The sequence below is a fragment of the Thiovibrio sp. Mzg5 genome (genome assembly GCF_055379285.1).
Genome location: NZ_AP022872.1, coordinates 872,761 through 897,965, shown reverse-complemented (window position 1 = coordinate 897,965; position 25,205 = coordinate 872,761). Strand labels below are relative to the sequence as shown.

Below are 25,205 nucleotides of genomic sequence, written 5' to 3'. Positions count from 1 at the left end.
ATGAAACGATCACTGACCAATCTTGTCCTCACCCTGTGTCTTTCCCCATTACTCATGCAATGCGCTGCGGAAAAGGATGTCCGGGGTCTTGACATGAGACTCCGCTCCACGGATACGAAAATCGCGGAAATGGACAACGCAGTCACCGCCATGAAAAACCAGCGCGGCTCTCAGGCGGAACTGGCGAATCAGCTCGAACAGATCAAGTCGCGCTTGTTGCAGCTTGAAGCACGGGTTGAGGAGAAAAATATCCAAACCAGAAAGATTCAGGAAGATCAGGCTTCCTTGAGGCAAAACACCAACAGCCAGCTTGAGCAACTGCGCAGCCAGATCGCGGAATTGGGCGGCAAGGTAACCGGCGTCAATGCCCAGGTTGCCTCCGTTTCCGGTGATTTCAGTAAAATACAGGAAGACCGGGCCAAAGAAGCGGCGGATCGTGCGGAGCGCGCTTCCAAGGCCGCAGAAGAAGCGCGCAAAAAAGCTGACATAGCCAGCGGTCCCAAGACAATCGAACCGGAACAAACCAAGAAAAAACCAGGAAAAACGGAAGAGACGGCAAAGCCGGAAGAAACAGCAAAAGCGGCTTCAGACAAGACAACGGCACATGACGCAGAGACAAACACCAGCGACACCGTCTACAATAAGGGACTTGCCGCCTACAAGGCGAATAAATACAAGGAAGCGTACAGCGCCTTTTCAAGCTACCTGGAGAAAAACCGTAGCGCGCCTCTGGCCCCCAACGCCAGATTCTGGTTGGGAGAATGCCTTTTCCAGCAGAAGGAATTCGAGTTGGCCATCCTTGAGTATCAGAAGGTGATCGCCGATTACCCCAAGAGCAACAAGGCTCCGGCCGCCCTCTATAAGCAGGGAGAGGCATTTGAAAAGCTCTCCGAAAAGGACACGGCCAAGATTGTTTACAACAAGCTTCTTGCCGATTATCCCAAAAGCGAACAGGTTGAAATGGCCCAGAAACGGCTGAAAGCCCTGAAGTAGAAAAAGTGCCCCACGCCCAGCGGAAAATACAACACAACGCACCATACAAAAAAAGGCCCCGCAGTGATGCGGGGCCTTTTTTTTGTAGTTGTAACTTCAGAAAAACTTAAGGATTAATCCCCATCTCCTTTTCCTTGGCTGCCACGGCCAAACGTGTTTTGACCGCAGTGTCCGGGATCAGGCTCATGGAGTCGATTCCGCACTCTACCAGGAAGGTGGCGAACTCGGGGAAATCCGAGGGACCCTGACCGCAGATGCCGATCTTCCGCCCACGCCGTTTGGCGGTGGCAATGACCATCTTGATCATCTCCTTGACCGCATCATGGCGTTCATCGGCGATACCGGCAAGGAGACCGGAGTCACGGTCAAGACCGTAGGTGAGCTGGGTCAGGTCATTGGAGCCGATGGAGAAGCCATCGAAAATATCGGCAAAGGCATCGGCCAAGATAACGTTCGACGGAATCTCACACATCACGTACACTTCCAGACCATTTTCACCCTGAACCAGACCGCACTCCTTCATGACCTGGATGACCCTCTTGCCCTCCTCGGGGGTACGACAGAAAGGCACCATCAGCTTGATGTTGGTGAGTCCCATGTCGTTACGGGCCTTGAGCAACCCCTTGCATTCCAACTCGAAAGCCGGCCGGTACTTGGGATCATAATACCGGGACGCCCCACGCCAGCCGATCATCGGATTTTCCTCGTGCGGCTCATAAAAAGTGCCGCCGGTCAGGTTGGCGTATTCGTTGGACTTGAAGTCGGAGAGGCGGACGATGACGTCCTTGGGATAGAAGCCTGCAGCGATGCGGCCCACGCCCTCGGCAACCTTGTCGATGAAGAACTGTTTCTTGTCCGCATAGGCGGTGGTCTTCTTGTCGATCAACCGAACCACTGCCTGTTTTTCCGGATCCGGAGAGCTTTTCAACTCTTCGTAGTTAAAAAGGGCCAAGGGATGAATGCCGATATGGGAGTTGATGACGAACTCTTCCCGGGCCAGACCAACGCCGTCATTGGGAATCTGGCACTCGGAGAAAGCCTTCTCCGGAATGGCCAGGTTCATCATGATTTTGGTTTTGGTCTTGGGCAGGTTGGAGAGGTCGAGGCGATCGATTTCGAATTTCAGCAACCCCTCATAAACCAGGCCCTTCTCTCCCTCTGCCGAGGAAACGGTAATGTTCTGGCCGTTGGTGATCTTCTTAGAACCATCGCCGGTCCCGATGACGCAGGGAATTCCCAACTCCCGGGAGATAATGGCGGCATGACAGGTCCGGCCGCCGCGATTGGTGACGATGGCCGAAGCGATCTTCATGATCGGCTCCCAGTCCGGATCGGTCATGTCGGTAACCAGCACCTGGCCTTTCTTAAAGCTGTGGATATCGACCACGGCGGCAATGACGTTGGCCTCGCCCTGGCCGATCTTGGTGCCGACCGCCAAACCTTCGACCAAGACCTTGCCTTTTTCCTTCAGCTTATAGGTTTCGATAGAACCCTTCGAAGTCTGGGAATGCACGGTTTCTGGGCGGGCCTGGACGATAAAGAGTTTGCCGGTGCCGACGTTGACCCCGTCGCCGTCCTTGGCCCACTCGATATCCATGCCCTTGCCGTAATGATCCTCGATGATGCAGGCCCATTTTGCCAGCTGGAGAATTTCATCGTCATTGATCACATACTTGCCGCGCTCTTCCGGCGTGGTGTTGATCGTCTTCACCGGCTCTTCGGTCTTGGGATCGTTGTCGTAGATCATCTTGATTTCTTTGCTGCCGATGGTCTTGCCAACAATGGGACGCTTGCCCTCTTTGAGGGTCGGCTTGAAAACGTAGAACTCATCGGGATTGACCGCACCCTGGACCACGGTCTCTCCCAGACCCCAGGCGCCGGTAATAAAGACCGCATCCTCGAAACCGCTTTCCGTATCGATGGAAAACAAGACCCCGGAAGAGGCGGAATCACTGCGCACCATCTTCTGCACCACGATGGAAAGATAGACGTCGAACTGGCCGAAACCCTTGTCGTGCCGGTAGGAGATGGCCCGATCGGTGAAAAGGCTGGCAAAGCAGCGGCGGCAGGCGTCAATGAGCTGCTCCGGGCCGCGGATATTCAGATAGGTTTCCTGCTGGCCGGCAAAGGAGGCATCCGGCAGATCTTCGGCAGTGGCGGAAGAACGCACGGCCACATCAACACTGGGGCCGTACATTTCTTCCATCTTCTGGTATGATTCAAGGACCGCCTTGCGCAGATCATCAGGGAACTCGGCAGTGCGGATAATCTGACGCGCTTTCTCGCCGCGGGCCTGCAGATTGCGCAGATCATGGGTGTCGAGGTCGGCCAGGGCATCTTCAATGGCCTGGGCGATACCGGCGGTTTTCAGCAGATGCCGATAGGCATAGGCGGTGATGGAAAAGCCGTTTGGCACATCAACACCCTTTGAGGTAAGCTTCTGATGCATTTCACCCAAAGATGCATTCTTGCCGCCAACCAGCGGTACATCCTCGATACCGATATCATCAAACCAGAGAATGAAAGCCTCGTCATGTTTACCCATTGTGTTCTGCTCCCTAATTAATAATTTAAAAGTTCAGTACGTGGAACGCACTGAAAAATCCTAGATTTTACGACCATTATCACGCCAGCAATGTATAGCGAATCTTGCCTTTCGGGTCAATCGAAACCTGACCAAATGGCTAAAAATTGACCGGTTGCCCCGTAAGGATAAAATAGTATATATCATAATGTATCTGTGACATGTGTTTTTTTGTTCCTTTCCCCTCTTCCTGTCAGCCAAAGGTCACGCCATGATCAGCCAAAATATTGAGCCCCTTTTCCATGAATATCTCTCGCCAAACAACCATGCGACCAGCGACTACTTCGCTCTCATCAAAAAACTGGTGGGCCTGAGAAACAGCGCTGCTCCAGGCTCTGCGGACTTCCGGCAGGCAAGCGAAGCCATCACCAAGGCATATGGTTTGGTGGAAGATGAAATACGAACCAACACCAATGCCCCGACCAAAGAGGTATCCTTCGGCACCTCGGGCTGGCGGGGAATCATTGGCAAGGATTTCTCCCTGCAATCCGTCGGCCAGGTGACCCAGGCCATCGTTGCCATGTACCGCAACCTTGACCAAGACGATTCCCTGGCCGCCCCCCTGGGCGTACGCAGCTTCGCCGAGGCGCAGCAACGGGGCGCCGTGGTCGGTTTTGATAACCGCTTCGGCGGCAGTCTTCTGGCGGAGCGGGTTATCGAGGTGTTGACCAGCAACGGCATCACCGTTCACTATGCCCATGAGGCGACAACCGGCACCCTTTCCGCCGCGGTTCTCATCTTGGACGCAGCCTTTTCCGTAAACCTCACCCCCAGCCATAATCCTCTGGAATATGCCGGCTTCAAATTCAATGCTGCGGATGCCGGTCCAGCCGCCTCGGAGATCACCAGCCGCATCACGGAAAACGCTCGGCAACTCATCGCCGAAGGAATTACCCCGTCGCTTTCCCCGGATACAACCCTGGTGAAACAATGCGATGCCCTTGCCTGCTGGCAGGAGCTGGTCGCCAGGGGCGCCTCCCTGCACGGCCTGGACTACCCCGGGATAATGGCGGCCTTCCGTGCTGCCTCGGACTGCGTGGTGGCCGTGGACTGTGTCCATGGCGCCAGTCGGGTGCACATGCGCTCCCTGTTCGGCAATCAGCCCTCGGACTGGCTCATTCTCTTGCGGGACCAGGCAGACCCCACCTTCGGCGGGGTCGCGCCGGAACCCTCCTCGCAAAACATGCAACAGGTTCTCGCCACCCTGCAACAGAGGGGGGAGCCGCTCAAGCTCGGGGTCATCATCGACCCTGACGCCGACCGCATCCGCTTCAGCGATGGCGCCATCGAGATCGACATGAACCTTTTCGGGGCCATGGCCTTTCACTATCTGCATGAGAAAAAGGGCAAGCATGGCCTGGTGGCCAAGACCGTGGCGACCAGCAATTTCGCCAACGCCATTGCCAAGGGGTTGCATGAGGAGATCTTTGAGCCACGGGTAGGATTCAAGGAGTTCAAGCCGGTCATCGGCAAGGCCCTGGTCTGCTTCGAGGAGTCCGACGGCATCTCCGTCATCGGCCATACCCCGGAAAAAGACGCCTACATCGGCCTGCTTCTCGCCCTGGATATGATGCTCACCATGAAAAAAAATCTTGGCGATTATCTTCGTGAGATTCAGGCGGAATACGGCCATTACTACCCGGCCAGGGGCGGGGTTGAGGTGAGTCGGCAGGGCAAGGAGCTGCTGGACACCCTGTCCGGACTGGAGAAATATGCGGTCGGAACCGTGCTTGATATTGGCGGAGAGGCAAAGAAAATTACCGAGGTAATTACCATTGACGGCAGGAAGATGATTCTGGAAGACAATAGCTGGCTGATGATCAGGCCCTCCGGCACCGAGCCCAAGGTACGCTTTTACGTGGAGGCCAGAAGCGAATCGGGCAAGGATGGGCTGTTTGCCGCGGCCAAGGCAATGCTCACCGAGATCGGGCTTCTCTGAAGGACTCGGAACTCTACGGTGCTTGATTACACAGGTCTCATAAAAACAGAGGAATAAAAAAAACAGGGGGATGTCCCTGGTTTCTTCATTGGGTGTTATGTCCCCGAAATTCGCCATACAGATGAGGCTGGGCAGGAGATGCATATCAGCTCTCCACTGAGTTCACGAAAGCCCATTTTTTATCCCGCGTTTTCTGCAGGTTTTTCTGTCACCTTAACTCCCAGGTAGGTTCCGGAGCTTATCCCCATCAGGACGAGAAGGGAAGAATTGAACTCCGGCATCGTCAAGTATGCAGTTACCTGTCTTACGAATACCGCGACCAGGACAATTGTCCAGGCGAAGATCTGAAACCGGTGAAAACTGACTCCGTAGTCGTCTGAAACGATATCCTTTATGAAACCCTGCGATTGTTTCGCAGGTCTCGACCGGTTCGTATCGATAGCCACGCCTCCAATCCCAGTGCCTGCACTGATGCCCATTAGGAGAACAAGCGTATCGGAAATCGTGTTAAAGCTGTGCCTTACGACGTAGAGCAGTAGCCATGACGTCATGATAGCAAAGAACCAGACGGCCATCTGTACGAGCGCGAGGCTGTAAGGCTTTCTCCCAACATCGGGATTCGGACCGACATCTCGAAGAATATTGGTCTTTGCGGCGAGAAGCAGGAAAAGAATAGTAATCGCCGCTATAATAAAGATACTGACGGTGAACCATGTCTTATTTATCAAGACAAGAGTGAATGATTTTTCATTCTCCACCAATGTTGGGATCGGCGTTTGATCTTCGAGTCCCACGCTGACTGAAACCCTGCGGCTAAAAAACTGCCCGGCCTTGCGCGAGGAGATAAAATGGTCCCAAAGCGCAATGGGGGCGGCAGTGTGGCCGATGAAAAAACGCAGATCGTCTTTGTCGCTGTTGATGACATATGATCGGGGATACACCTCCTTCAACGGCATTCGGTCAAAAAAAAGAATGATATTTTTATTATTTTGCCGCGCCTCATCAATCAGTTCTTCTCCATTGACGATTGTCACGCAGATCTCTTCCGCAAGCCCTACCGAATCCGCGTGGCCGGTGTTGCCGGAAACGACGGAGAGGACATAGGGCTTGGCCTGGTCCAGCGGCATGGCGAACAAAGAAGGAGCGAACGCCATTAATCCTATAAAAACAGTCAGGGCGCTGAGTCTTCTGATCAGTTTGAATCCATGCAACTCCATGTACCCCCCTTACCCTGTTGTATAATTCCGGACGACACAACATGCAGACCTGGAACGACCGAGGCGGCAAAGCAAAGGCCGAGGCTCAATACGAAGTAAATACGGTGATTGTGAACAGCAGGGCAAAAAGACAAGGCCAGAAACAGAGTCTTGGGATCAAATTTTCCTGGTACTGGACCAGATGGATATTCGCGTTCGCAGAATATAAAACCGAATTTAACGAGACCAGCAGGATGATGAAATACGTAAGAAAGAAAAAATATTCCAAGTAAAAGACCTGTTCCACCACAATCGTCCGCCTGATGTTGACATGACTGAAGACTATCACCAAAAACATCGAAGCGCAGATATTGAGTATCCTGCCGCTTCCGGCCTGCATGACGCTCAGATGCTGTTCCTCTTTGCTCGTGAGCATAAGAAGCGTAAAAAGGAGAATCGTCACGATTATGAGAGCAGTCAGGTTGGAAATGAAAGCGTCGGTAAAATTCCGTTTAATCTCGAAGCTGAAGCATAATGACGGAAACCTGTCTTTATTCAACGGTCGTTCCAAGCCGAAATTGGTATTGTAGATATTTTCCCGCAACTCAAAAAAACTGCGCTCAATCTTCCAGCCCGGCAGAGTCAAGCCCTTCTGGAGTCCGGGAAGAGCAGTCGGATTTACGAAATTATACGCAGCAAGATCCGGAACCAGGAAAACGTTATGATTCAGGTCCTTGTGCAGTATTTGCAGGCTTAATTTGTCCTGTTCAAGCGGATATTTTAGATGATCTATCTGCTGTGGCACCGTACAATTTACATTCCAGCGTATGATTTCGAACCCCTTCTCCTTGATGCTGTAATTTTCCTGTGTTGTCAGGCTTGATGCTCCGCCTATCGTGAACCCGCGCGGCACCGAATCCTGTTCGCCCAGCCGGTATTTTTGCCAGATGTAGCCGGAAACCGTCAGGTCGCTGGCAGAATTCAACGATGCGGATTCAATAAAGATACCGGTCGGGATGTACACCGGAGCCTCGCTATGCCTATCCGATGATGCCCGGGTATACGAGTTCATGATCCGGATCAATGCCGCTTTGTCGTTGATCCGGATACCTTGATTCCTGTTTATGGAATTATGGGAAAGTGAAATCTTCCACAAGGCTCCGATACCCGCCGCAAAAAAGATCGCAATCGTCACGGACGCAGCCCATAAGCGCGTCCGGTTGCCGCTGCACACCCGGGACAAAAGCGCGGCCACCGAGGAGGAAAAGATTACCAGAGCGGTAATGGTCTGTATGAGTTGGCGTCGCAGCAGATCGACATCCCAAGGCAGATCATCCTTGACAAAGGTATTCTGCATGGACCATCCGGTGGACGGTATGGGCGCGTAGATCAACCAGGAATCAAGTCCGGTGCTTACGCTCCGATGATCGAGCACACCCGAGCCGCGTTTACCTGCCTGTTCCGCCAGGATCAGCCTGTCCCGGTCGTTCTGCTCTTGGGCAATTTGCCTCAGCTTTTTGCGCAAGACCACCAGTTCGGTGTCCGGGTGGTAAAGGTATACCCCTTCTTGCGAAACAAGCGCCCCGAAACCTGTCGGCCCCAGGTCCAAAGATTCGATGATCCGCCCGATCTCCTCTATCGAAATGGTGATAGTTACAACACCCCTTGCGGGGCGACGGCCGGCAGCCTCATCCATACCGTCATAGAAAGGGACGGAATATGCAACCAGAAGAGAGCTGGAGGCTTCGCCGTAAAAGGGTTGCGACCACCGCGGCCCATTGTCGATCGCGGCGCCGAACCAGTCGTATTCCGGCTTGGTGTAATCGTATACCGTGTCGAGCTGGATCCGCTCGATACGGCCGTTCTTCCTCACCTGCAGCACCGAGTAGAGTCTGCGGCCCGGATCAAAGGCATACGGTCTGTAGGACAAAGCGGCACTGAGAAAATGCGGATAACGCTCCAGAAGCTCCCGAAGCCTTATTTGTGCGGCTTTGTGGGTCAATTCTCCGCTACTCAACTGGTCTGCGATCGAATTGGCGTTGTCGGTTACTTCGCGGGCGACCAGATCAATTGACCTGGTCGCCTGAAAGGTCAGGGAGGTGAGGCGGCTTTTGGCAGATTCCATCACCCCCCGTTTGTACGTCAGATGACGGGCAAGCAAAATAACGCCTGCCACAAAGCTGACCGCCGCGACCAGCAACAGCAAGGAAAAGATGATGCGTTTTTTGGCTTCTCGCTGCATTTCCGGCGGTCTAATATTATTTGGGGTAGATATCGAGTATCACGTCTAACTGTATGCTTTTTTTAATGATGTCGGCCGCTTCTGTCATTTTTTCGATAACCTCCTCTTTGGTTACCGTTGCCTCTCTGATTTCATCAATTCTGCCAAAGCGGCCTGATTTATTTGAGAGCTCCCATTTGCCGGAGCTCTTATTGAATTTGAGCTCTCCCCCGATATAGGCCGCGCCGGCATAGCATGAAGATGTGCCATCATCCGCGAACCATGCGGCAAGCGTCGGATGACCGCCGCTCCCGTCCCTTTCAAAAAACTTTTTATTCTCTTCGAAATATTCTTTCATTTTTTCCAGGGTATCGTGGAGGGAAGGATCAAAGGCTTCGGGAAACCTCCACGGTTCTTCAATGCCTACGATAACCTTGCCGTCCTCCCTGAGAACCCATAAAAAAACCACATCCTGGAACGCTTCGATCTCCTTGATCTGAGTGAATTCCTCCGGATTGGCCAAAATGTCTATCCAGACCGGGTTGATCATGGTCAGTTCACTTGTTTTGACTCTTCTTGGCATAATAGGGTTCATGATATCATCCTCAAATTAAATGTGAGTTGTGACTGGCCTACGCCATGGGGCGTTTGTTACCAGGTCGCGCCGTTGATATCTGCAAGTTCGGCCGGCAGCAGCATGGCATGGAAGGCATTCATTGCGACAGCACCCGCGACAGCCAGCGGTGGGGCTGCGCCGATCGCCGGCAGGGCTGGCGGACCAGGATACGACCAGCGGTACCAGACATTGAGGGTCACACCACCCGCACCGTTGATGATGCCGTTAAACGGGTTGGCGACGCCAGCGCCAGCTACGCCATTGAGCCAGCCGGCGCAACCGGCGCAAGGCGCCATTTCGACGAACAAAACCGCCTGGTTCGGCGCCACCATGTAGAGTCCGCCCAGACCCAATCCCGCAGCGGGGATATTGGTGAGAGCCGCGCGCTCCGCGTGGCCGGCCACCGGCCCGAGGACCAAACCGCCCGCAGCCATCTGGGAATTGCCATAGACGACTGAATAGGGAAGCGCCGCTCCGGCAACCGCAGGAGGCACAACACCGCCGGGCGGGACCGCGCCAAACCCGGCGATAGCCATGGCCGCCGGAAATCCGGCCCCAGGGTTGGGAATAACCGCGACAGCCGCACAGCACGACCCAGGACCAACGCCCGCCCCGGCACCTCGGACGGCACCGAATTGGGCGACCTGCTGACGGGCCAGTTCTTTGGCAACGGCATAACCGGGAAGGCCTGCATTGGCTGGAATAAGTTGATTTTGAACGATAGGCATTGGAATCTCCTTCTGTGTTGACAAGAATTGTTTCTGTTTTTCAGTGTCACAAGTTGAGACCTGACCCCTTAAGCGCGCATCATGCTTGGGCAGCAAAAAATGTTGCTCAAGCCATACCTGACTCTATTTCTTCTACTGTTTCTTGTGATGATACATTGCTGTCACAGCTAGTCCCCTGCCCCATCCGCTTTTCGCAAATCCAGGCCGAACTGCGCGGCAAGGTCATAGGTGATGCCATGCACAACCCCCTTGCCTTCGGCGATGCAGAGCTTGCGCCTGCGGACGTCTTCCACGAACTTCGGGTTGGCGGCCTCGGCCCGCCGGTTCGCCACGATCCGCATCTTTGCCAGCTCGGTTTCTTCCGGCGAGGCTGATTGCGGCAATTTCCCGAAATCCGCCATGATCAGGGCCTTGACACTGTCCGCAATGCTTCCGTTCTGGACGCAGATATCGAACATCAGCGCCCTGCCGCGCTGGGACCAGAGGCCATAATCCTGGCAGAGCCGAACGCCTTTTTGGTAGTACGCCGCCGCCCCTCTCACCTCGATGGCCTGGAATTCCGGGGTGAGCCCCAGGGCCCTAAACATCTGTCTCCAGGAATCTGTTATGGTATGCTTGGCCGGGTCCTGGATCGAGGCGGCAAAGGACAAGGCTGCCTCCTTGCCCCCGCTGATCGCCTGCTGCAACTTCCCCAAGTTTTCCCCGAAAATACCCGAGGCGATGTCCTGATGATTGGCGAACATCTCCTTCAGCAGCGACTGGAGCGTCCCCTGCCCGAAATTCCACTGGAGGGCGCCGAAGCTCATGCCCTGGCCATCGAAATTTCCGGTCATCGTTGCGAAGCACTCCGGGGAAAACTTTCCGGTCTCGAAAGAGCCGGTGAGCGCCAGGCAGCGCGAGTCCAGACCGCCGGACACCTCCTTGGCTGCTGAAACTGGGGAGGGAAAGAGTTTCCCCCAGGTAGCGGGACCCACAATCCCGTCCGCCCCCAGCCCGGATTTGGTTTGAAAGTTTTTGAGCGCGGTCTCGGTTTGGGGGCCGAATACCCCGTCCGGTTCCCCCTGATAGAAGCCCGCGTCTTTCAGCGCCTTTTGGATCCGCGCCACATCATCTCCGGTTGAGCCGTTTTTATATACCGCCATAGTGCACCTCCTCTGGTTTAGGTGGCGTTCACCGAATCGGTCCCCCGTATTGCACGGTTTCAGGCGACCATTCACTCCACCTTGAACGTCTTGAACACCCCTTGAGTCTGCGCCAGGTGGTTGATCAGTCTGGCCGCGCCTTCTGTAGGCTCCGAACCCTCCACGCGCAAAACCACATGGATGCTCCCCGCTTTGCTCTGCTTCCCACCGGCCATATCGACAAAGATGTTCTTTTTCGAAGCTTCGCTTTCCTGCCGATCGTCTTCGGTACTAGCCTTATCCGCCTGTCCGGCCGACTCTTCCGTAAGCTGACCGAGATCCACGTCAAAGGTGATTTCGACATCCTTGATTTTCAGCATGTTCGAAGAAACAAGCGGCAGCAACGGCGCACGGTACATGTCTTCAGCCCCCTCTTCAGCCTGGGGATGAATTGACGGCATTCTGACAACCAGGCTCTTGGGCCGGTTCTGGCTGTCGAAATACCCCAGCAGATTGGAAATCTGGTGCTGCTCGATATTGTCCTGGGCTTCAATGACGGCGCCCGCCAACGCCTCGATCAGATCGTTCAGCGGTATGTTGCTGGCCATGTGTTCTCCTTTTTTCAATTATTCTCCTGTCAAGGCGAACCGAATAAACGGAACGGCTTACAGCCCCGATACGGAGCTATTTGCCAGACCGGCGCAATATGCCTTTCTCCGATATTTTTGTTGAGGATTTGTCATCCAGGGAGGTCAGTGCACAGGAGAGACTATTGTCGTCTTGTTTCTTCAAAGAAAGCGTGCCTAGCAACAACTTGTCACAGAACCCGCCCGTTGACTCAGCGAGCGAATACACCCGACCGTTGTCTCCGTCATTTTTCAAGAACTTGACAGTAAGGACACAACTGCGCGGAGTTTCGTATGTCAATGTCGACTTGCCGGTCTGCTGAAGGTTGAGATGCACCACTGAGCTATTTACTTCCCCGATCCACGAACCCTCAAAACCTTTGTCGAGACTAGGGGCGCTCCCGGCGAAACATCCCGACCCGAACGACGATACGGCGATAATGATCGCCAGAAGCGAAAAGGCCATGATTGTTCTTTTACCGACGCTGTACTTGTTCATTTTTTCTCCTCATAAAAGTTACTTTGAAAAAATTGCGCCCCACCATGTCGCATTTCCGCCGCGCATCATGGTTTCGGCGTCCGCTTGCCCCACTATTTCCCTGACTCTTTGCGATTGTGCCGTCGTCATGGTGAATCGTTGCGATTGCTCTACGTTCCGCAGGAGATTTATTAGTTTTGAGAATATCGACCGTTTTGCTGCGGGCGCCGAACGACCCTTGCCCGCACCGCCATATCGGGGAATCTCCACAAGCAATTTGCCGTCTATCCTGACTTCGCCGGCAGGCCGGTCGGTTCCATGAAAAACAATTTGCATCCGTCGCCGGCTTTTGTGCCACCACCTTCTTTGATTGCGCGCCACTATAACCAGTGAATAACGGTGGGATGCACCGGGAAGTCTTTTTTCTTTCAATTCGCATTCGAACTCCAAGGAGAGCATGGATATCTGCGGGCGGTGACATGTGCGAAAACTTGAGACAGGCAAGGGCAACACCTCATATGTGTCTCCATCCGCGCCTTGCTGCGGAATGGCAAAGGTGAAGAAAGAAGAGCGCGACGAGCCACCGATCTCACCTGCCTCGAACATTCGTCGAATCGCCTCTTCGCGCCGTATTCGCAGCGAGTCCTGTGCAGCGACCAAAGCCGACTGAAACGCCTGAAGCAGGTCATCAAAACTTCTATTGCCCATGAAAACCCTCGATCCGCATCAGTCATCAAGCCAGATCGGTTTTCGTGTAAAGCCGACATGGTAGACGATCCACTGGAGCACCACCTGATGTTCGCCCATCTGCAATACGGCAAAACTTTTTTCCGTGGCGATGATGCAGCCTTTTGGCGTGCCGGTCAGGCACTTGTTGAGCAGGGCTGCCGCCGCCTCGATCTCTTCGGGCGTACTCATCCGGGCAGGATTTTCGCTTCCTACGGTGATGCGTTTTATGTATTTAACTTCCGTAAGGTCAAACATGTCCCCTCGATATTGTACGGCGCCGGGCGCGCCTGACGACGCCCCGGGCCGTAATGGGTAAAAGTTAGCTCATACTTCCGATTCTCATTGTTTGCGCTAATCCCAGCCGTTAGCCTGCCAAGGCTGGCACCGGTTGCGCCGGACCGATCGCGCGGGGAGCGCAGGCGGTCTGCAGAATATCCATGACCCTGGCAAGGCCTTCCGGCATGCCCTTATCCTCGGCATGAACCGACACATGGTATTTCGCTGAGTTATCCGAAGAACGTGCGTTTTCCTTATGGGTCGCCACCGAGCCCTGGACTTTTACCGTTCCCTTGAAGCATCCCCATCCAAAGGACATCTCCGCCGACAGCGAGGCTTGGGCATCGGTGGACTCCTTCGAGGAAAAAGAAGATTTGACTTCCATGTCGAAGGTAACATCAACCGTGGTGATGCTCAGATTCGGAACCTTAACGATGGCGAGCAGAGGCACGCACATCTCGACTTCCTCCTCCATGGTCGAACCCGGCTCTCCCGGCTTGACCGCAGGGTTGTCCACCGGCCTCTTGAATTTGAACGTGGCCGTTCGTGTCCCGCCGCTGTAAGGATCGTCGGCACTGCTGGGCGGGAGAAATCCGATTACCTTAATAAAATCGGCGGTCGCCTGCGCCAATTTCACCTGGGCCTCGCAGGCCGCATTGAGGGGGCCTCCGATGAGGTCGCCCATCGGCAACCCCTTGAATTGATCCGACATGTTTACAAGTTCACCTGCCATTTTAACATCCTCCATGCTGTTGTTATGGAATGCTTTCCATGGTGAAACCGGACATCATCTCTTTTTATGGCATAAAAACCCTCCTTTTCGGGTTAGAGTTCAGGGAAAATTAAATTTTCCCCAAGACAAGATCAACTTAATCACCTATAATTCTGATTTTTTGGCATACACACCTTCGAAAATAAACCAACTTGCCATAAATGGTCGCCTGACATATCAATCCCATGCCGATAACCAAAAATACAAGAAACTATCTCGTTAATTATCGTTAAAATTGCCTAACGCATTCCTTTTATTAAAACATACGGATCAGCAACCAGAGCGCCGCTTTTAGGGATGGGATCAGTGCAGTTCCCGCAGGCGCGCCAACGCGGAAACGCACCGCCGACGCAGGAAGGTGTCGGCAGGGGCGTTCGCCAGGACGAAATCGCCGGTCAGGAGTACTTTATTAAGGCGGGGTTTTGCGGGGAGCGTGTGGAGGGCCAGGTAGCGATCCAGGGTCTGGGTCCGTTCCCAACCGTCCTGATTAACGTAAACGGCCCATTGGCCGCTGCGGCGCGCCAGGTCGGCCTTGGTGGTCAGAGTGGCCTCAGTCCAGAGATCGAGCGCCAGCTGCATGGCCAGGACGATCAGTTGGCGCGGATTCCGCCCGGGGGTCTCCGGGATCAGTTCCCGGCTCATTCGCGCCAGAGACCGGTCGACGGCGTGCAGCTCGGCGATGAAGCCCGGATGTTGTTCCAGCACCAGCGGAGCAAGGATGTTGAGGCTCTCTTCCAGCTGTTGCAACCGGCGACGGTTCTGGGAGAGGTCATAGATCCAGCGAAGAGAAGTGGCGACGGACGGTGTTTCACCCAGCAGTAATACCAGGAGGTGCTCGTTTTCCAACTCCAGGACGGCAGGCACTACCCAGCCCGACCAGGGTCGACCATCGGCTGCGATCAGCACAAGGGAAGCTCCGCCAGCGGGAAGGGCTGCATCGGGTTCCCCAAAGGCCGCGAACCATGTCGCCAGTGTTTCGACTGAGGTTCCGAACAGAGCTTGCGCGGCCCCCCCGAGCAGATCATCGGCTCGGTAGCCGAAACGCTCTGCGAAGACACGATTGCAGAAGGCGATTTCACGGCTCTCGTTGATGGCGAGCATCGGCTCGGGAAGAGCGTGGAGCATCCCGTCCAGCCGCTGCTGGCCCAGGCGCAGCTCCAGCTCTGTCCGGGCGCGCAGCTCCAGCTCGCGGCGCAAGCGATTGTTTTCCAGCGTCATTGCGTGAGCCTGGCGCACCTTGAGCTGGGCATACACCCGGGCCAGCAGCTCTTCACGGGCGAAAGGCTTGCCCAGATAGTCGTTAGCCCCGCTGTTCAGCCCCTCGGTCAGGTCAATGAACCGTTTTCTGGCGGTGAGCATGAGCACCGGCAGTTCGTCGGGATTGTAGCGTCGGCGTATGCCGCGACAGACCTCGCAACCGGTCATCCCCGGCATCATCACCGCCAGCAGCACCAGGTCGAAAATCTCGCCCGCTTCGATCAGCGTCAACGCTTCGGGACCACTGGCGGCAACGGTCACCACCATCCCTTCGAGCCCCAGAAGGTTGCGGACGAACTGTAGGTTGGCCGGGTCGCCATCCACGACGAGGATGTGAGGAGTATTCGGGCCTGGATCGGGGATCTCGGGGTTAGGAGTCACGGGGTCAGGTCTTGAAAAGTAAGTTTCCGCACCTCATTCCAGGTTCTCCGGTAACTCTGCGCCATGCTACACGGACACGATCCAGACAACATTCTCCTTGACCCTGTAGAAGAAACGATACGGGGGGAACGATCACCTCGCGAGAGTGACTGTCGGGGAACTCCGGAAGAACACGCGCGGATTTCGGGTAATCCTGGAGCCGAGCGAATACCCTCGCCGCTTTGGGCCCCAAAGGGGAAGTTAGTTGCTAGGGAACCAAGGGTTCCGAGGGGTGCGGCTGTTAGGCGAGAAAGGCCGCGGTCATTCTTGCCCCAATGCTGGATGTCATCGGGGCATACTTAAAACATTAACCCAGTATAACGGGAATTGCATTTATCACGACTTTTGCAAGGGGCTCCTCTGTCAATTTTTTTCCAAGGCCCGAGGCCCGCTCCACCCTTCTGCCCACCGCCGCCTCGATTTCCTGGGGCCGACCGACCAGGACGACCTGATTCCGGGCCCGGCTGATGCCGGTGTACAGGAGTTCTCTGCTCAACAGAGCCGAATCCTCTCCGGGCAGGACCAGGGCAACCCGGTCAAATTCGGAGCCTTGACTCTTGTGGATGGTCATGGCAAAGGCTGTTTCGTGCGCAGGCAATTGGCGCAGGGAATAGGAGTGAACCCCCTCCCTGCCTTCCGAAAAGAAAAAGGCCTTGAGCCCCTCACCGTCTTCCCCGGGCCAGAGGATACCGGTCTCGCCGTTAAAAAGCCGCAAAGGGTAAGAGTTGGCCTGGATCAGCACCGGTCGCCCCTTGTACCACGGGGTATTCGGCTCGATCAGCCGGTGGCGGGCCAGCACCTTTTCCGCATATCGGTTCAGGGAGGAGACGCCCATCGGCCCGAGCCGGTGGGCACAGAGCAACCGGAATTGCTCAAAGAGCATCAGAGCCGCAAGGGGGTCGGCAGCCTCCAGAAAGGGGCGGTATCCGGCCAGGATCATCTCCGCCAGGGGGTGGGCCGGATCACCCTGCACCAGAGGCGGCAGCAGGCTGACTTCTGGTGAGCCTTGTTGCGCAAGGGCAACGGCCTCGCCCGCCTTGCCGGCGTGTATTGCGGAGGCCAGGGCACCAATCCCCTCGTGCGGGGAGAAACGGAAGCTTTCCGTAAGCCGGACCACACACCGGGCCAAGGGATTTTTCCCGGACCCGGCCCCATCGTCCAAGACCGCAGCGCAGATATCCCCCAAGATGGAGCCGGCCTCCACCGAGGCGAGCTGATCCTTGTCGCCGAGCAGGACCAGCCGGGCCGTGGACGGCACCGCCGCAAAGAGCTTGGCCATGAGGGCCACGTCAATCATGGAGGCCTCATCCACCACCACCACCTCGCAGGGCAAGGGATTCTCCCGGTTATGGCGGAAGGTGGTCGGGTTCTCGGCCCGGTAGCCCAGGGCGCGATGGATGGTCGCCGCCTGGGTGGGCAGGGCCGCCACCAGCTCCTGCGGCAAAGACGACTCCCCGGTCTTTTTCTGCAATGACTCGGTGAGCCGGGCCGCTGCCTTGCCGGTGGGGGCAAGAAGCAGAATACGCGGCGATGGCTCCCCCGAAGCCTTGGCATAGAGCAGGAGCAGGGCCAGATATTTGGCGACCAGCGTGGTTTTGCCGGTGCCGGGCCCGCCGGTGATCAGACCCAGACGCTCCCTAAAAATCCCGGCGCAGGCCCTACGCTGTTGACCATCCTGTTCCGTGCCGGTGAAAAGTTGGGTGAGGCTGGTTTCGAGCAGGTCCTCCTGCACCGTCGCCGGGTGTGCGGCCCTGGCCCGAATCTCTTGGGCAAGTTCCTCCTCGTAACGCCAGTAGCGTTGCAGATACAGGCGCGCACCTTCGAGCACCAGCGGGGCCAGATTGCCATCCCGGCTCACCAACGGGCTTTCCCGGAGCTCCGCGATCAGCTCTGCAAGCGAAGGCGTTGACTCCCCCTCCCTCGCCGTCGTCACTGCTGACGGGAGGGGGGCGAGAGGTGGGTGATGTGGCAACCTGCCGGGTTCATCGCTGTTTCCCCCTCTCCCTAACCCTCCCCCGCCGGGAGGGAGGGGACTTTCTACCAACCGTTCCAGATCAAGGCAGACGTGGCCATTGCTCACGGCCTTGCGAGCAAGGGCGGCGAGGACAAGGGTCCTGGGGGTTGCGCTGGGGGCAAACCGCTGGAGGGTTCTGACAAAATAGCGGTCGAACTGATCCAGGGTGCCGTTGGCAATGAGCTGTTCAATCTCCCTGATCATGCCCCACCCTCCCCTGCCAGACTCTCAAATATCTCCGAGAGCTGTTCGATGCGGGCCAGGGGCGGCAGGTCGGCAAACACCCCGAATTCAGAGCCGGAATCCGGGTGCATCCCCTTGATAAACAGGTAAAAGACCCCGCCGAAATCCCGCTCATACTCATAGCCGGGCAAGCGACAGGTCAGATAGCGGTGCAGGGCCACGGTGTAGATGTGGTATTGCAGAAAATAGTGATGCTCGGCCATGGCCGTAGGCAGTTTGTCCTGGGCATAATCATCCCGGCTGACCCCGAGGTGGTTGCTCTTGTAATCATACAGATACCATTTGCCCTCAAAGACGCCGATCAGATCGATAAACCCCTTGAGAAAGCCGCGCAGGGGGATGAAGCGCAAGGAGCGCAAGGCCTCGACATACCCGGCGGGAATCCCCTGGGGATGGTCGATAAACGGGCGGGCCAGGAGTTCGGCGGAGAGGCTGGCGTCCTCGCCCAACCCTGCGCCCACTGGAAAGGTGAAGGGCATCTCGATGAGGCGCTGATCGTCGCCGATATCCCCCAGACAAAAACCATCCGTTGCCCGCAGGGGGGTCTTAATAATCTCGACAAAGGCCCGGCAGACCGGGGCAAGCCAGAGTTCGGGATAGCCGTAAAACATAAGCTGTTCTTGCACCTGCTCCCGCAACTGGGCGGGATTTTCCGACTGAAAAGAAATCTTTTCAAAGAGGGTGTGAAAGAAATTCCCGGCCACCGGTCCTTTGGGAAACTGGGCCAGGGGTAGCTGAGAGGGGGAAGGAATCTCCATCTCCAGGGGCGTTGCCATACCCTCTGTCCCGGCCTCCGGCTCCCTCTCCCCAAAGTCATGGCCGGACTGGGCGGTGAGATGGGAGAAACTGCCGATCCGCCAGACCTGTTTGAGCTTGCGGCTCGGGACCAGACAGACCAGGGGCGGAGAAACCTCCGGCTTGGCCGCTTCGCCGGTCAAATCCGGAACCAGTTGCAGCTGCCGGACCTGCCAGCCTTCGCTTGCCTTGGCGCGCTCCTGAAGCCGATCCAACAGCTCCTGGGCAGTGCATCCCTTGAGATGTTGCGATAACGCCTCCGGGCTGCCGGGTTCTCCAGCGCTGGCCTGATCCCCGTGGAGGAGCCAGGCCAGGGCGCTGCCATCGTACCCCGCGGCCGGAGCCCAGAGGACATGGCAACTATGCCGGGCCCGGGTCATGGCCACATAGGCAAGGCGCAGCTCTTCGGCAAAACGCTCAGCCGCGGCCAGGGCTTTGGCCCGCTCGTCGGGAAAAAGGACGATTCTGCCCTGCCAGTCAGCCTCCGGATCATGGAGACTGACAAAGGGCTGCCTGCTGGCGCCGCCGCCCCCAAGAAAGAGATAGGGGCAATAGACTATGGGGTACTCAAGTCCCTTGCTGCGGTGGATGGTGACCAGCTGCACCGCATCCTCGTCGCTTTCCAGCCGCAGCTCGGCCTCCTCTCCGCTTTCGCTTGCGGCAAGGGTCCGGCTGCACCAGTCAACCAGCATCTCCGGACTGAAATGGTTCCGGCTCTCCGCCTCCTGGAGCAACTCGGCAAGATGCCGCAGGTTGGTCAGACGCCGCTCTCCGTCTTCCAGCAACAGCAACCGGCCGGTGACGCCATATTCCTGCCAGGCCGCCATCAGCATCCGCATGACCCCGTTTTTCCGCCACACATCCTGCCAGGAAGAAAACCGTGCCATGAGGGTGTGCAGCTCAGTTTCCGCCTGGTTGATTCGCTCGAGATCAGAGGCAACAAAGCCGAGCATCGGCGTGGCCAGGGCCTTGCGGAGCAGCTGCTCATTGCCCGGCTCGGCCACCGCCGCAAGCAGCCTGAGGCACTCCTGCGCCTCGGGGCTGGTCCAGACACTGGCCTTGCTCTGGAGCACCCCGTTGATGCCCCTCCCCCGCAAGGCGGCCTGGATCTCCGCCGCCTGGGTGTTGGTGCGGACCAGCACGGCAATGTCCCCGGCCCGCACAGCCCGCGCCCCAATCCTCGCCTCCCCGCCGAGCAGCCCGGCGATATCTCCGGCAACCAGATCGGGGATCAGGGGCATAAGCTGATTCTTGATCAACCGCCCTCCCCTGGTTCCGCAAAAGGTCTCGGGCAGGGTGAGAAACTGGAGGGGCGCAGAGCCTAAGGTCGGGGAATGCCAGAGGTCTTCCGCCCCCGGCCGGGCGGCAACCTGGGCGTAGCTGATCCGGGCATCGCCAAAGGGTTGGGCCAGAGCGCCGTAGAGGGAGTTGAGCGCCGCCACCATCTTCCGGTCGGCCCGCCAGTTGGTGGTCATCGTGTGCTTCTCTGACTCCGCCTGACCAGCGGCCTCAAGGTAGGCGTAGATATCCGCGCCCCGAAAGGCGTAGATGGCCTGTTTGGGGTCGCCGATCAGAAAAAGCGCCTCCTTGCCGCCTCCCCCATAGATGGTCCGGAAGATGCGGTATTGGATGGGATCGGTGTCTTGGAACTCGTCGATGAGCGCCACCGGAAAGCGGGTCCGGATCCGCTGGGCAAGCCCCTGGCCACCTTGCAGGGCTCGGTCCAACCCGGTGAGGAGTTGATCAAAGGACTGCTGCTGCCCGGCCAAAAACCGCTTGGGCAGTTCGGCCCGGATATAGCGCGCCGCCCCGGCAAGGAAGAGCGCCTGGCTCTGGTTGGCCATGGCCTCTGCCTGGGCAACCAACCCGCCCCAAGAGGCGAAGAAGGGGTTGGTTTGCGCCAGACCCTTCTTCAGGGCCGTTGCGGTGAAGACCTTGCCATCCGGCTGGAAGATATTTTCTTCAGCCAGCAGTTCCGCATGTGGCGGCAGGGCAAAGGCGGTTGGCTCGGCCTGGGCAAAAAAACCAGCGATTCGGTCGAGCAAGCCATTGGCCAACAGTGTCTTGCAGGGAGCGGTCAGCCCCTCCGCCTGGACAAAGTATCGGGCCAGATTCTCGCTCTGCTCCTGCCAGCACGCCCGGGCCTCAGCATAGAGCCGGCAGTACTCCTGCACCAGGGACGGGGTTTCCTCCGTGGCAGAAATCTCGCCGACCAGGGCAAAATCGGAATGCCGGATCGCCTCCTGGGTCAAGGCGCGCAACTGGCCTGGGGAAACGCCTTGCCTAACCAGGCTGGCCAAGCGGTGATCCAGATCGTAGAAAAACCCGCTCCAGTAATCATCGGCGATCTCCCGCACCAGAACCTCGGTGGCGCCGGTAAGCTCCAGCTCAAAGAGCAGCCCGGTTTCCAGGGCATGCTGCTGCAAAACCCGATGGGCAAAGCCGTGGATGGTGGAGACCGCAGCCTTGTCGATGTCGCTTACGGCCCGGGCGAGAAGACGGCGGTCTGCCTCCGGGTCAAGGCTGCGTTCTAGGAGTTGGCATAAAAATTGGTCATCACCGCCTTGCTTGCCCTCAAAGACCTGGACCGCCGAACGCAGCCGGGTTCTGATCCGCTCGTGCAACTCCGCCGTAGCCGCCTCGGTGAAGGTGACCACCAGAATCTGCTCCACGGTCAGCCGCCGTTCCAGCAGCAGCCGTAGGTAGAGGGAGGTGATGGAATAGGTTTTGCCGGTCCCGGCGCTGGCCTCAATGAGCTGCACGCCGGTGGTGGCCACCTCAAGCGGATCAAAGGCGCGGCTCATAATTCCTCCATCTGCATCAACATGGGCGTGAAGATGCGAGTGGCAAGTTCGGCAAAGGTCGGCGATTTGCCCGCGCGGTACAGAGCGTAGCCCGGGGCAACGGGCAAGGCTTCGCCGAAAAGCTGGCGGCAGTACGGATCATTCCCCTCGCCGGGCGCAAAGTCGCTGCCGAGATATTCCTCCTCGGCCTTGGCAAAGGCGGCAATCCGCTTCTCCTCCTCGGTTCCCTTGCCCGAACCCATGGTCCGGGCAAAGACCAGTCCGCTTTTGGGAAAAAAGGGCATGGGCGCATTGAGACCGTCTGTAAACAGAGTGGCCAAATCGAGTAATACGCTGGCGGCCTCGGGTACCGGCGAGAAGCGGAGAACCTGGGCCGTACCTTTGCCGCTCCCCCTGCCGATCACGATGGTTTCGCTGCGCTGGTCATCGGGGGCAACGGCGGAGAGGAAGAGATGCTCCAACCAGACCGGCAGCAAAATCCGGCCATGGAGCAGGCTGTTGGTCCAGTACAGATGGCCGGAGGGGTATCTGCCGCCCAGCTCGCCGTGCAGAGTGATCTCCGGAGACAGTGCGATTTCCCGGCGCAGAGGGGGAAGTGGTTCCTCTGTCTCATGGGCAAGAAGCTGTTCCACGATGGGACGCACCGTCTCCCTGATCTCGGCAAAGATCGCCTGCGCCCCCTGGCCCAAAGGAACCCGCCCCGCCCCCCGCCAGCGGGCGAGAAGGGGTTCCGGTCGGGACAGCCCCTCCCCTTTCATGGCCAGCAGATCCCGGTTCAGCTGATATTTTTCCAGACTGTCGAGGTGGATTGGTTCACGATCCTGAAGCTCCCGGTTTTTTTCCTGCAGGAAAAGACCGAGGCGGTTTTCAAGAAACCAGCGAACCGGATGCTGTAGGTAGCGGGCCAACTCCGGGAGAGCAATCGAGGTGGAACCGAAATCAACAGACGGCAAAGGGGCAGGCAGAAAGACATGGTGGGTGCGAACCCCCGCCTCTCTTGCCTGGGCAGCCAGGCAGTATTCCGCGGCAAAGCTGCACAGCCGCGCCTCTGTTCCGGAAAAATATCTCCGGCTGAAAGGCTGGAGGGGATGGCGGACCACAAGCCGTTCCACCACTCTTTTCCGGTGCTCGGCAAAAGATGCATCGGGGTCGGAGGCATCGGGTTCAAGACGGAAACTCTCCGCCAGGCTGTCAATCAGCTCTTCGACCACCACGGAGGGCGGCAGCTCCTTGCCGTCCCGCAGGGTATTGCCCTGATAGAAAACCAGAAATCTCTCGCGGCTGGCAAGCAGGGCCTCAAGAAAGACATACCGGTCGTCGTTGCGTTTGGCCCGGTCGCCCCGCTGCGGGTAGCGGGCGATGAGATCAAAGCTCTGCGGGTGCTCCACCCGGGGGAACTCCCCGTCGTTCATGCCCAGCAGACAGACAACCTTGAAGGGGATCGAGCGCATGGGCAGCATGCCGCAGAAGGTAAGGCCGCCCTCGAGAAAACCCTGGGCCGTTGCATGGCCGGAGAGCTTCTCCTTAAGCAGGATAATGAGTCCGTTTAAGTCCAGGGGCTCATTGAACCCGGCATCCTGCGCCTCAAGGGTGATCTGGGCCAAGTTGTCTCGAATCTGCTGCAACTGCCAATCCTGGGGAGAATCCTTTAGAAAAAGGGCCTCAAGCAGATCGCCAAGAACGTGCTGCCAGTCCGGCAGCTCCTTGGCGGCGGAGAGCTTATCCGCCGCCGCAAACAGAGTCTCGCAAAAATGGATAAAACGGCCGGCAAGCTCCGCAGCCTGACCCTCGATCTCCTCGTAGGGCAGAATCTCGCCCAGGAAAGCCCCATCGCCGCGGACGGCATAGCCCAGGGCCAAACGATCAAAGCCGAAGCGCCAGGTGTTCTGCCGCTCTTTCGGCTGCTGCAGCGCCTCCCTGTGCAGCTCGTCGATGCCCCACCGGATTCCGCTTTTTTCCACCCAGAGTCTTATTTTTGGCAGCTCCTCGGGGCTGATGCCGAAATTGAGGTGGATTGCCTCGCAGGCCAGCAGCTCCAGTACCTCGGAGGCCGGCATCCTGCCGGGGGCCATCTGCAGAAAACGGAAGAAAACATCGATCAGCGGCGCTCCGCTCAACAGGGAGCGATCCGCGATGCGAAAGGGGATGAAGCGGTTGTCCTCCGGGGAGAGTCCGAAAACCGCCTCGATGAGCGGGGCATAGGCGGAAACCTCGGGCAACATGACCACGATCTCGCGGGGGGTAAGAGCCGGATCATCCTGGAGCAGGGCCAGCAGTTGATCCTGCAACACCTCGACCTCACGGAGACGGCTATGGCAGGCATGGATTCGGACGGAGGAATCATTTCCGGCCAGAATCCGGGGCGAGGCGTTGCCGCCTGCTAAAGAGCGGTGGCGCAGATGGAGGATATCGTTTTGCAGCACCGCCAGCATGGTCTGCGGCGCGGCATGGGCGGTGTACTGCTCCCCCGCCTCAACATAGGCAACCGAGCCTTCAAGCACCTCCTGGAAATCCCGGGCCATTCCGCCCATGGAGGCGAGAAGCGGATGGCCGACCTCCAGATAGAAATCCGCCTCATCCTGACCGGAAGGCAACCGGGCCAGGGCGCGGTGGGCCTCGGCCTGGGAGCGGATGTCGGCAAAATAGCCTTCCGCCGGGGAGAAAAGATGGAAATGCACCGGCAGAATCTGCGCCAGTTCACCCATGATGCCGAGATAGACCGTGGGCAGGGTGTCTATGCCGAAAAGGGAAACCCTGGCGGGCAGGAAATGGGGAAAGGGGATGACGCCTGCGGCAAGGGCCTGCCTGGCTCGCAGCATGAGCCGGGCAGGCGAACAGCAGCCCAGATGCGCCACCAGTTGCCGCCACAGTTTGGGCTGCCAGATATCTTGTTCCAGATCATGGGCAAAGGCTCGGTTCTCTCCTTCCTCCCAGGCAAGGATCATCTCGGGCCGGTACACCGCATATTGATCAAAAAGATGGGCGATCTGCCTGGCCAGCTGAAGTTTCTTGCTCAACGGAGCATCGACGAGGTAGGAGGTCAGAGGGGAAAAATCGGGGTCGTGGCGACAATCATCCAGCAGGGCACAGATCACAAAGGCAAGCCTTTCCCGGCTGTACCTCTGCACCCGGTCACCCTCATCACCAAGGGTTGCCCGCAATACCCGCTGGACAAACTGCCGGGGATGGGGAAAATCGGGGTTGGCCCACACCCCGAACCTGCCGGAAAGCTGCATGGCAAGCCAGGTGGCCATCCCCTTGCTTTGCACGACGATGCATTCGGGCGCCAACGGCGAAGAAAGGGGCTGGCGCAAAACATCTGTCAGCGAGTCCAGTAGGGACTCGACCCTGTTGGCCCGATAGATATGCATGGCGCTTTTCATGACCTTATCC

Annotated in this window: 17 protein-coding genes; 2 read left to right on the top strand and 15 right to left on the bottom strand. The window is 57.4% G+C overall.

The genetic code is table 11. The features are described from left to right. Entirely contained in the window at nt 1-993 is a 993-nt protein-coding gene (ybgF, locus tag ACZ46D_RS04075; protein ID WP_464928758.1) for a tol-pal system protein YbgF, read from the top strand. Between the two features lie 106 nt (nt 994-1,099). Here ybgF and ppsA read toward each other — a convergent pair whose 3' ends face one another. Continuing rightward, the gene (ppsA, locus tag ACZ46D_RS04070; protein WP_464928757.1) at nt 1,100-3,538 is read right to left on the bottom strand and encodes a phosphoenolpyruvate synthase; all 2,439 of its coding nucleotides are present in this window, start codon (nt 3,536-3,538) and stop codon (nt 1,100-1,102) included. Between the two features lie 250 nt (nt 3,539-3,788). Between ppsA and ACZ46D_RS04065 the strand changes: the two genes are divergently transcribed. Further along, nucleotides 3,789-5,516, top strand: a complete 1,728-nt coding sequence (locus ACZ46D_RS04065) for a phosphohexomutase domain-containing protein (RefSeq protein ID WP_464928756.1) — start codon at nt 3,789-3,791, stop codon at nt 5,514-5,516. Between the two features lie 179 nt (nt 5,517-5,695). On the opposite strand, the gene ACZ46D_RS04060 is transcribed toward ACZ46D_RS04065, so the two are convergent. From ACZ46D_RS04060 to recC, 14 genes are all read right to left on the bottom strand, one after another. Then, nucleotides 5,696-6,733 carry a hypothetical protein gene (locus tag ACZ46D_RS04060; protein WP_464928755.1) on the bottom strand — a complete coding sequence of 346 codons (1,038 nt, stop codon included), beginning with the start codon at nt 6,731-6,733 and terminating at the stop codon, nt 5,696-5,698. A gap of 85 nt (nt 6,734-6,818) precedes the next feature. After that, nucleotides 6,819-8,954 carry a PDC sensor domain-containing protein gene (locus ACZ46D_RS04055; protein ID WP_464928754.1) on the bottom strand — a complete coding sequence of 712 codons (2,136 nt, stop codon included), beginning with the start codon at nt 8,952-8,954 and terminating at the stop codon, nt 6,819-6,821. Nucleotides 8,955-8,970: 16 nt separating this feature from the next. Continuing rightward, a complete protein-coding gene (locus ACZ46D_RS04050) occupies nt 8,971-9,528 on the bottom strand; it encodes a hypothetical protein (RefSeq protein WP_464928753.1) in 558 nt (185 codons plus the stop codon). A 56-nt stretch (nt 9,529-9,584) separates the two neighbouring features. Next, nucleotides 9,585-10,277: a hypothetical protein gene (locus tag ACZ46D_RS04045; RefSeq protein ID WP_464928752.1), complete on the bottom strand. Its 693-nt coding sequence runs from the start codon at nt 10,275-10,277 to the stop codon at nt 9,585-9,587. A 167-nt stretch (nt 10,278-10,444) separates the two neighbouring features. Beyond that, nucleotides 10,445-11,419: a peptidoglycan-binding domain-containing protein gene (locus tag ACZ46D_RS04040; RefSeq protein ID WP_464928751.1), complete on the bottom strand. Its 975-nt coding sequence runs from the start codon at nt 11,417-11,419 to the stop codon at nt 10,445-10,447. 71 nt (nt 11,420-11,490) lie between these two features. Next, nucleotides 11,491-12,006 (bottom strand): DUF2589 domain-containing protein, encoded by a 516-nt coding sequence (locus ACZ46D_RS04035; RefSeq protein WP_464928750.1) that lies wholly within the window; start codon nt 12,004-12,006, stop codon nt 11,491-11,493. 76 nt (nt 12,007-12,082) lie between these two features. After that, nucleotides 12,083-12,523 carry a hypothetical protein gene (locus ACZ46D_RS04030; RefSeq protein ID WP_464928749.1) on the bottom strand — a complete coding sequence of 147 codons (441 nt, stop codon included), beginning with the start codon at nt 12,521-12,523 and terminating at the stop codon, nt 12,083-12,085. A gap of 18 nt (nt 12,524-12,541) precedes the next feature. Continuing rightward, complete coding sequence (locus tag ACZ46D_RS04025; protein WP_464928748.1) at nt 12,542-13,210, bottom strand: hypothetical protein; 669 nt, start codon at nt 13,208-13,210, stop codon at nt 12,542-12,544. Between the two features lie 18 nt (nt 13,211-13,228). Beyond that, nucleotides 13,229-13,486 (bottom strand): hypothetical protein, encoded by a 258-nt coding sequence (locus tag ACZ46D_RS04020; protein WP_464928747.1) that lies wholly within the window; start codon nt 13,484-13,486, stop codon nt 13,229-13,231. Nucleotides 13,487-13,595: 109 nt separating this feature from the next. Next, nucleotides 13,596-14,240 (bottom strand): DUF2589 domain-containing protein, encoded by a 645-nt coding sequence (locus tag ACZ46D_RS04015; protein ID WP_464928746.1) that lies wholly within the window; start codon nt 14,238-14,240, stop codon nt 13,596-13,598. Nucleotides 14,241-14,582: 342 nt separating this feature from the next. Beyond that, complete coding sequence (locus ACZ46D_RS04010) at nt 14,583-15,917, bottom strand: response regulator (RefSeq protein WP_464928745.1); 1,335 nt, start codon at nt 15,915-15,917, stop codon at nt 14,583-14,585. Nucleotides 15,918-16,263: 346 nt separating this feature from the next. Next, the gene (gene recD / locus ACZ46D_RS04005; RefSeq protein ID WP_464928744.1) at nt 16,264-18,174 is read right to left on the bottom strand and encodes an exodeoxyribonuclease V subunit alpha; all 1,911 of its coding nucleotides are present in this window, start codon (nt 18,172-18,174) and stop codon (nt 16,264-16,266) included. Further along, nucleotides 18,171-21,812 carry an exodeoxyribonuclease V subunit beta gene (recB, locus tag ACZ46D_RS04000; protein WP_464928743.1) on the bottom strand — a complete coding sequence of 1,214 codons (3,642 nt, stop codon included), beginning with the start codon at nt 21,810-21,812 and terminating at the stop codon, nt 18,171-18,173. Before recB ends, recD begins: the two co-directional genes overlap by 4 nt. Next, complete coding sequence (recC, locus tag ACZ46D_RS03995) at nt 21,809-25,195, bottom strand: exodeoxyribonuclease V subunit gamma (protein ID WP_464928742.1); 3,387 nt, start codon at nt 25,193-25,195, stop codon at nt 21,809-21,811. Before recC ends, recB begins: the two co-directional genes overlap by 4 nt. Nucleotides 25,196-25,205 lie beyond the last annotated feature (10 nt).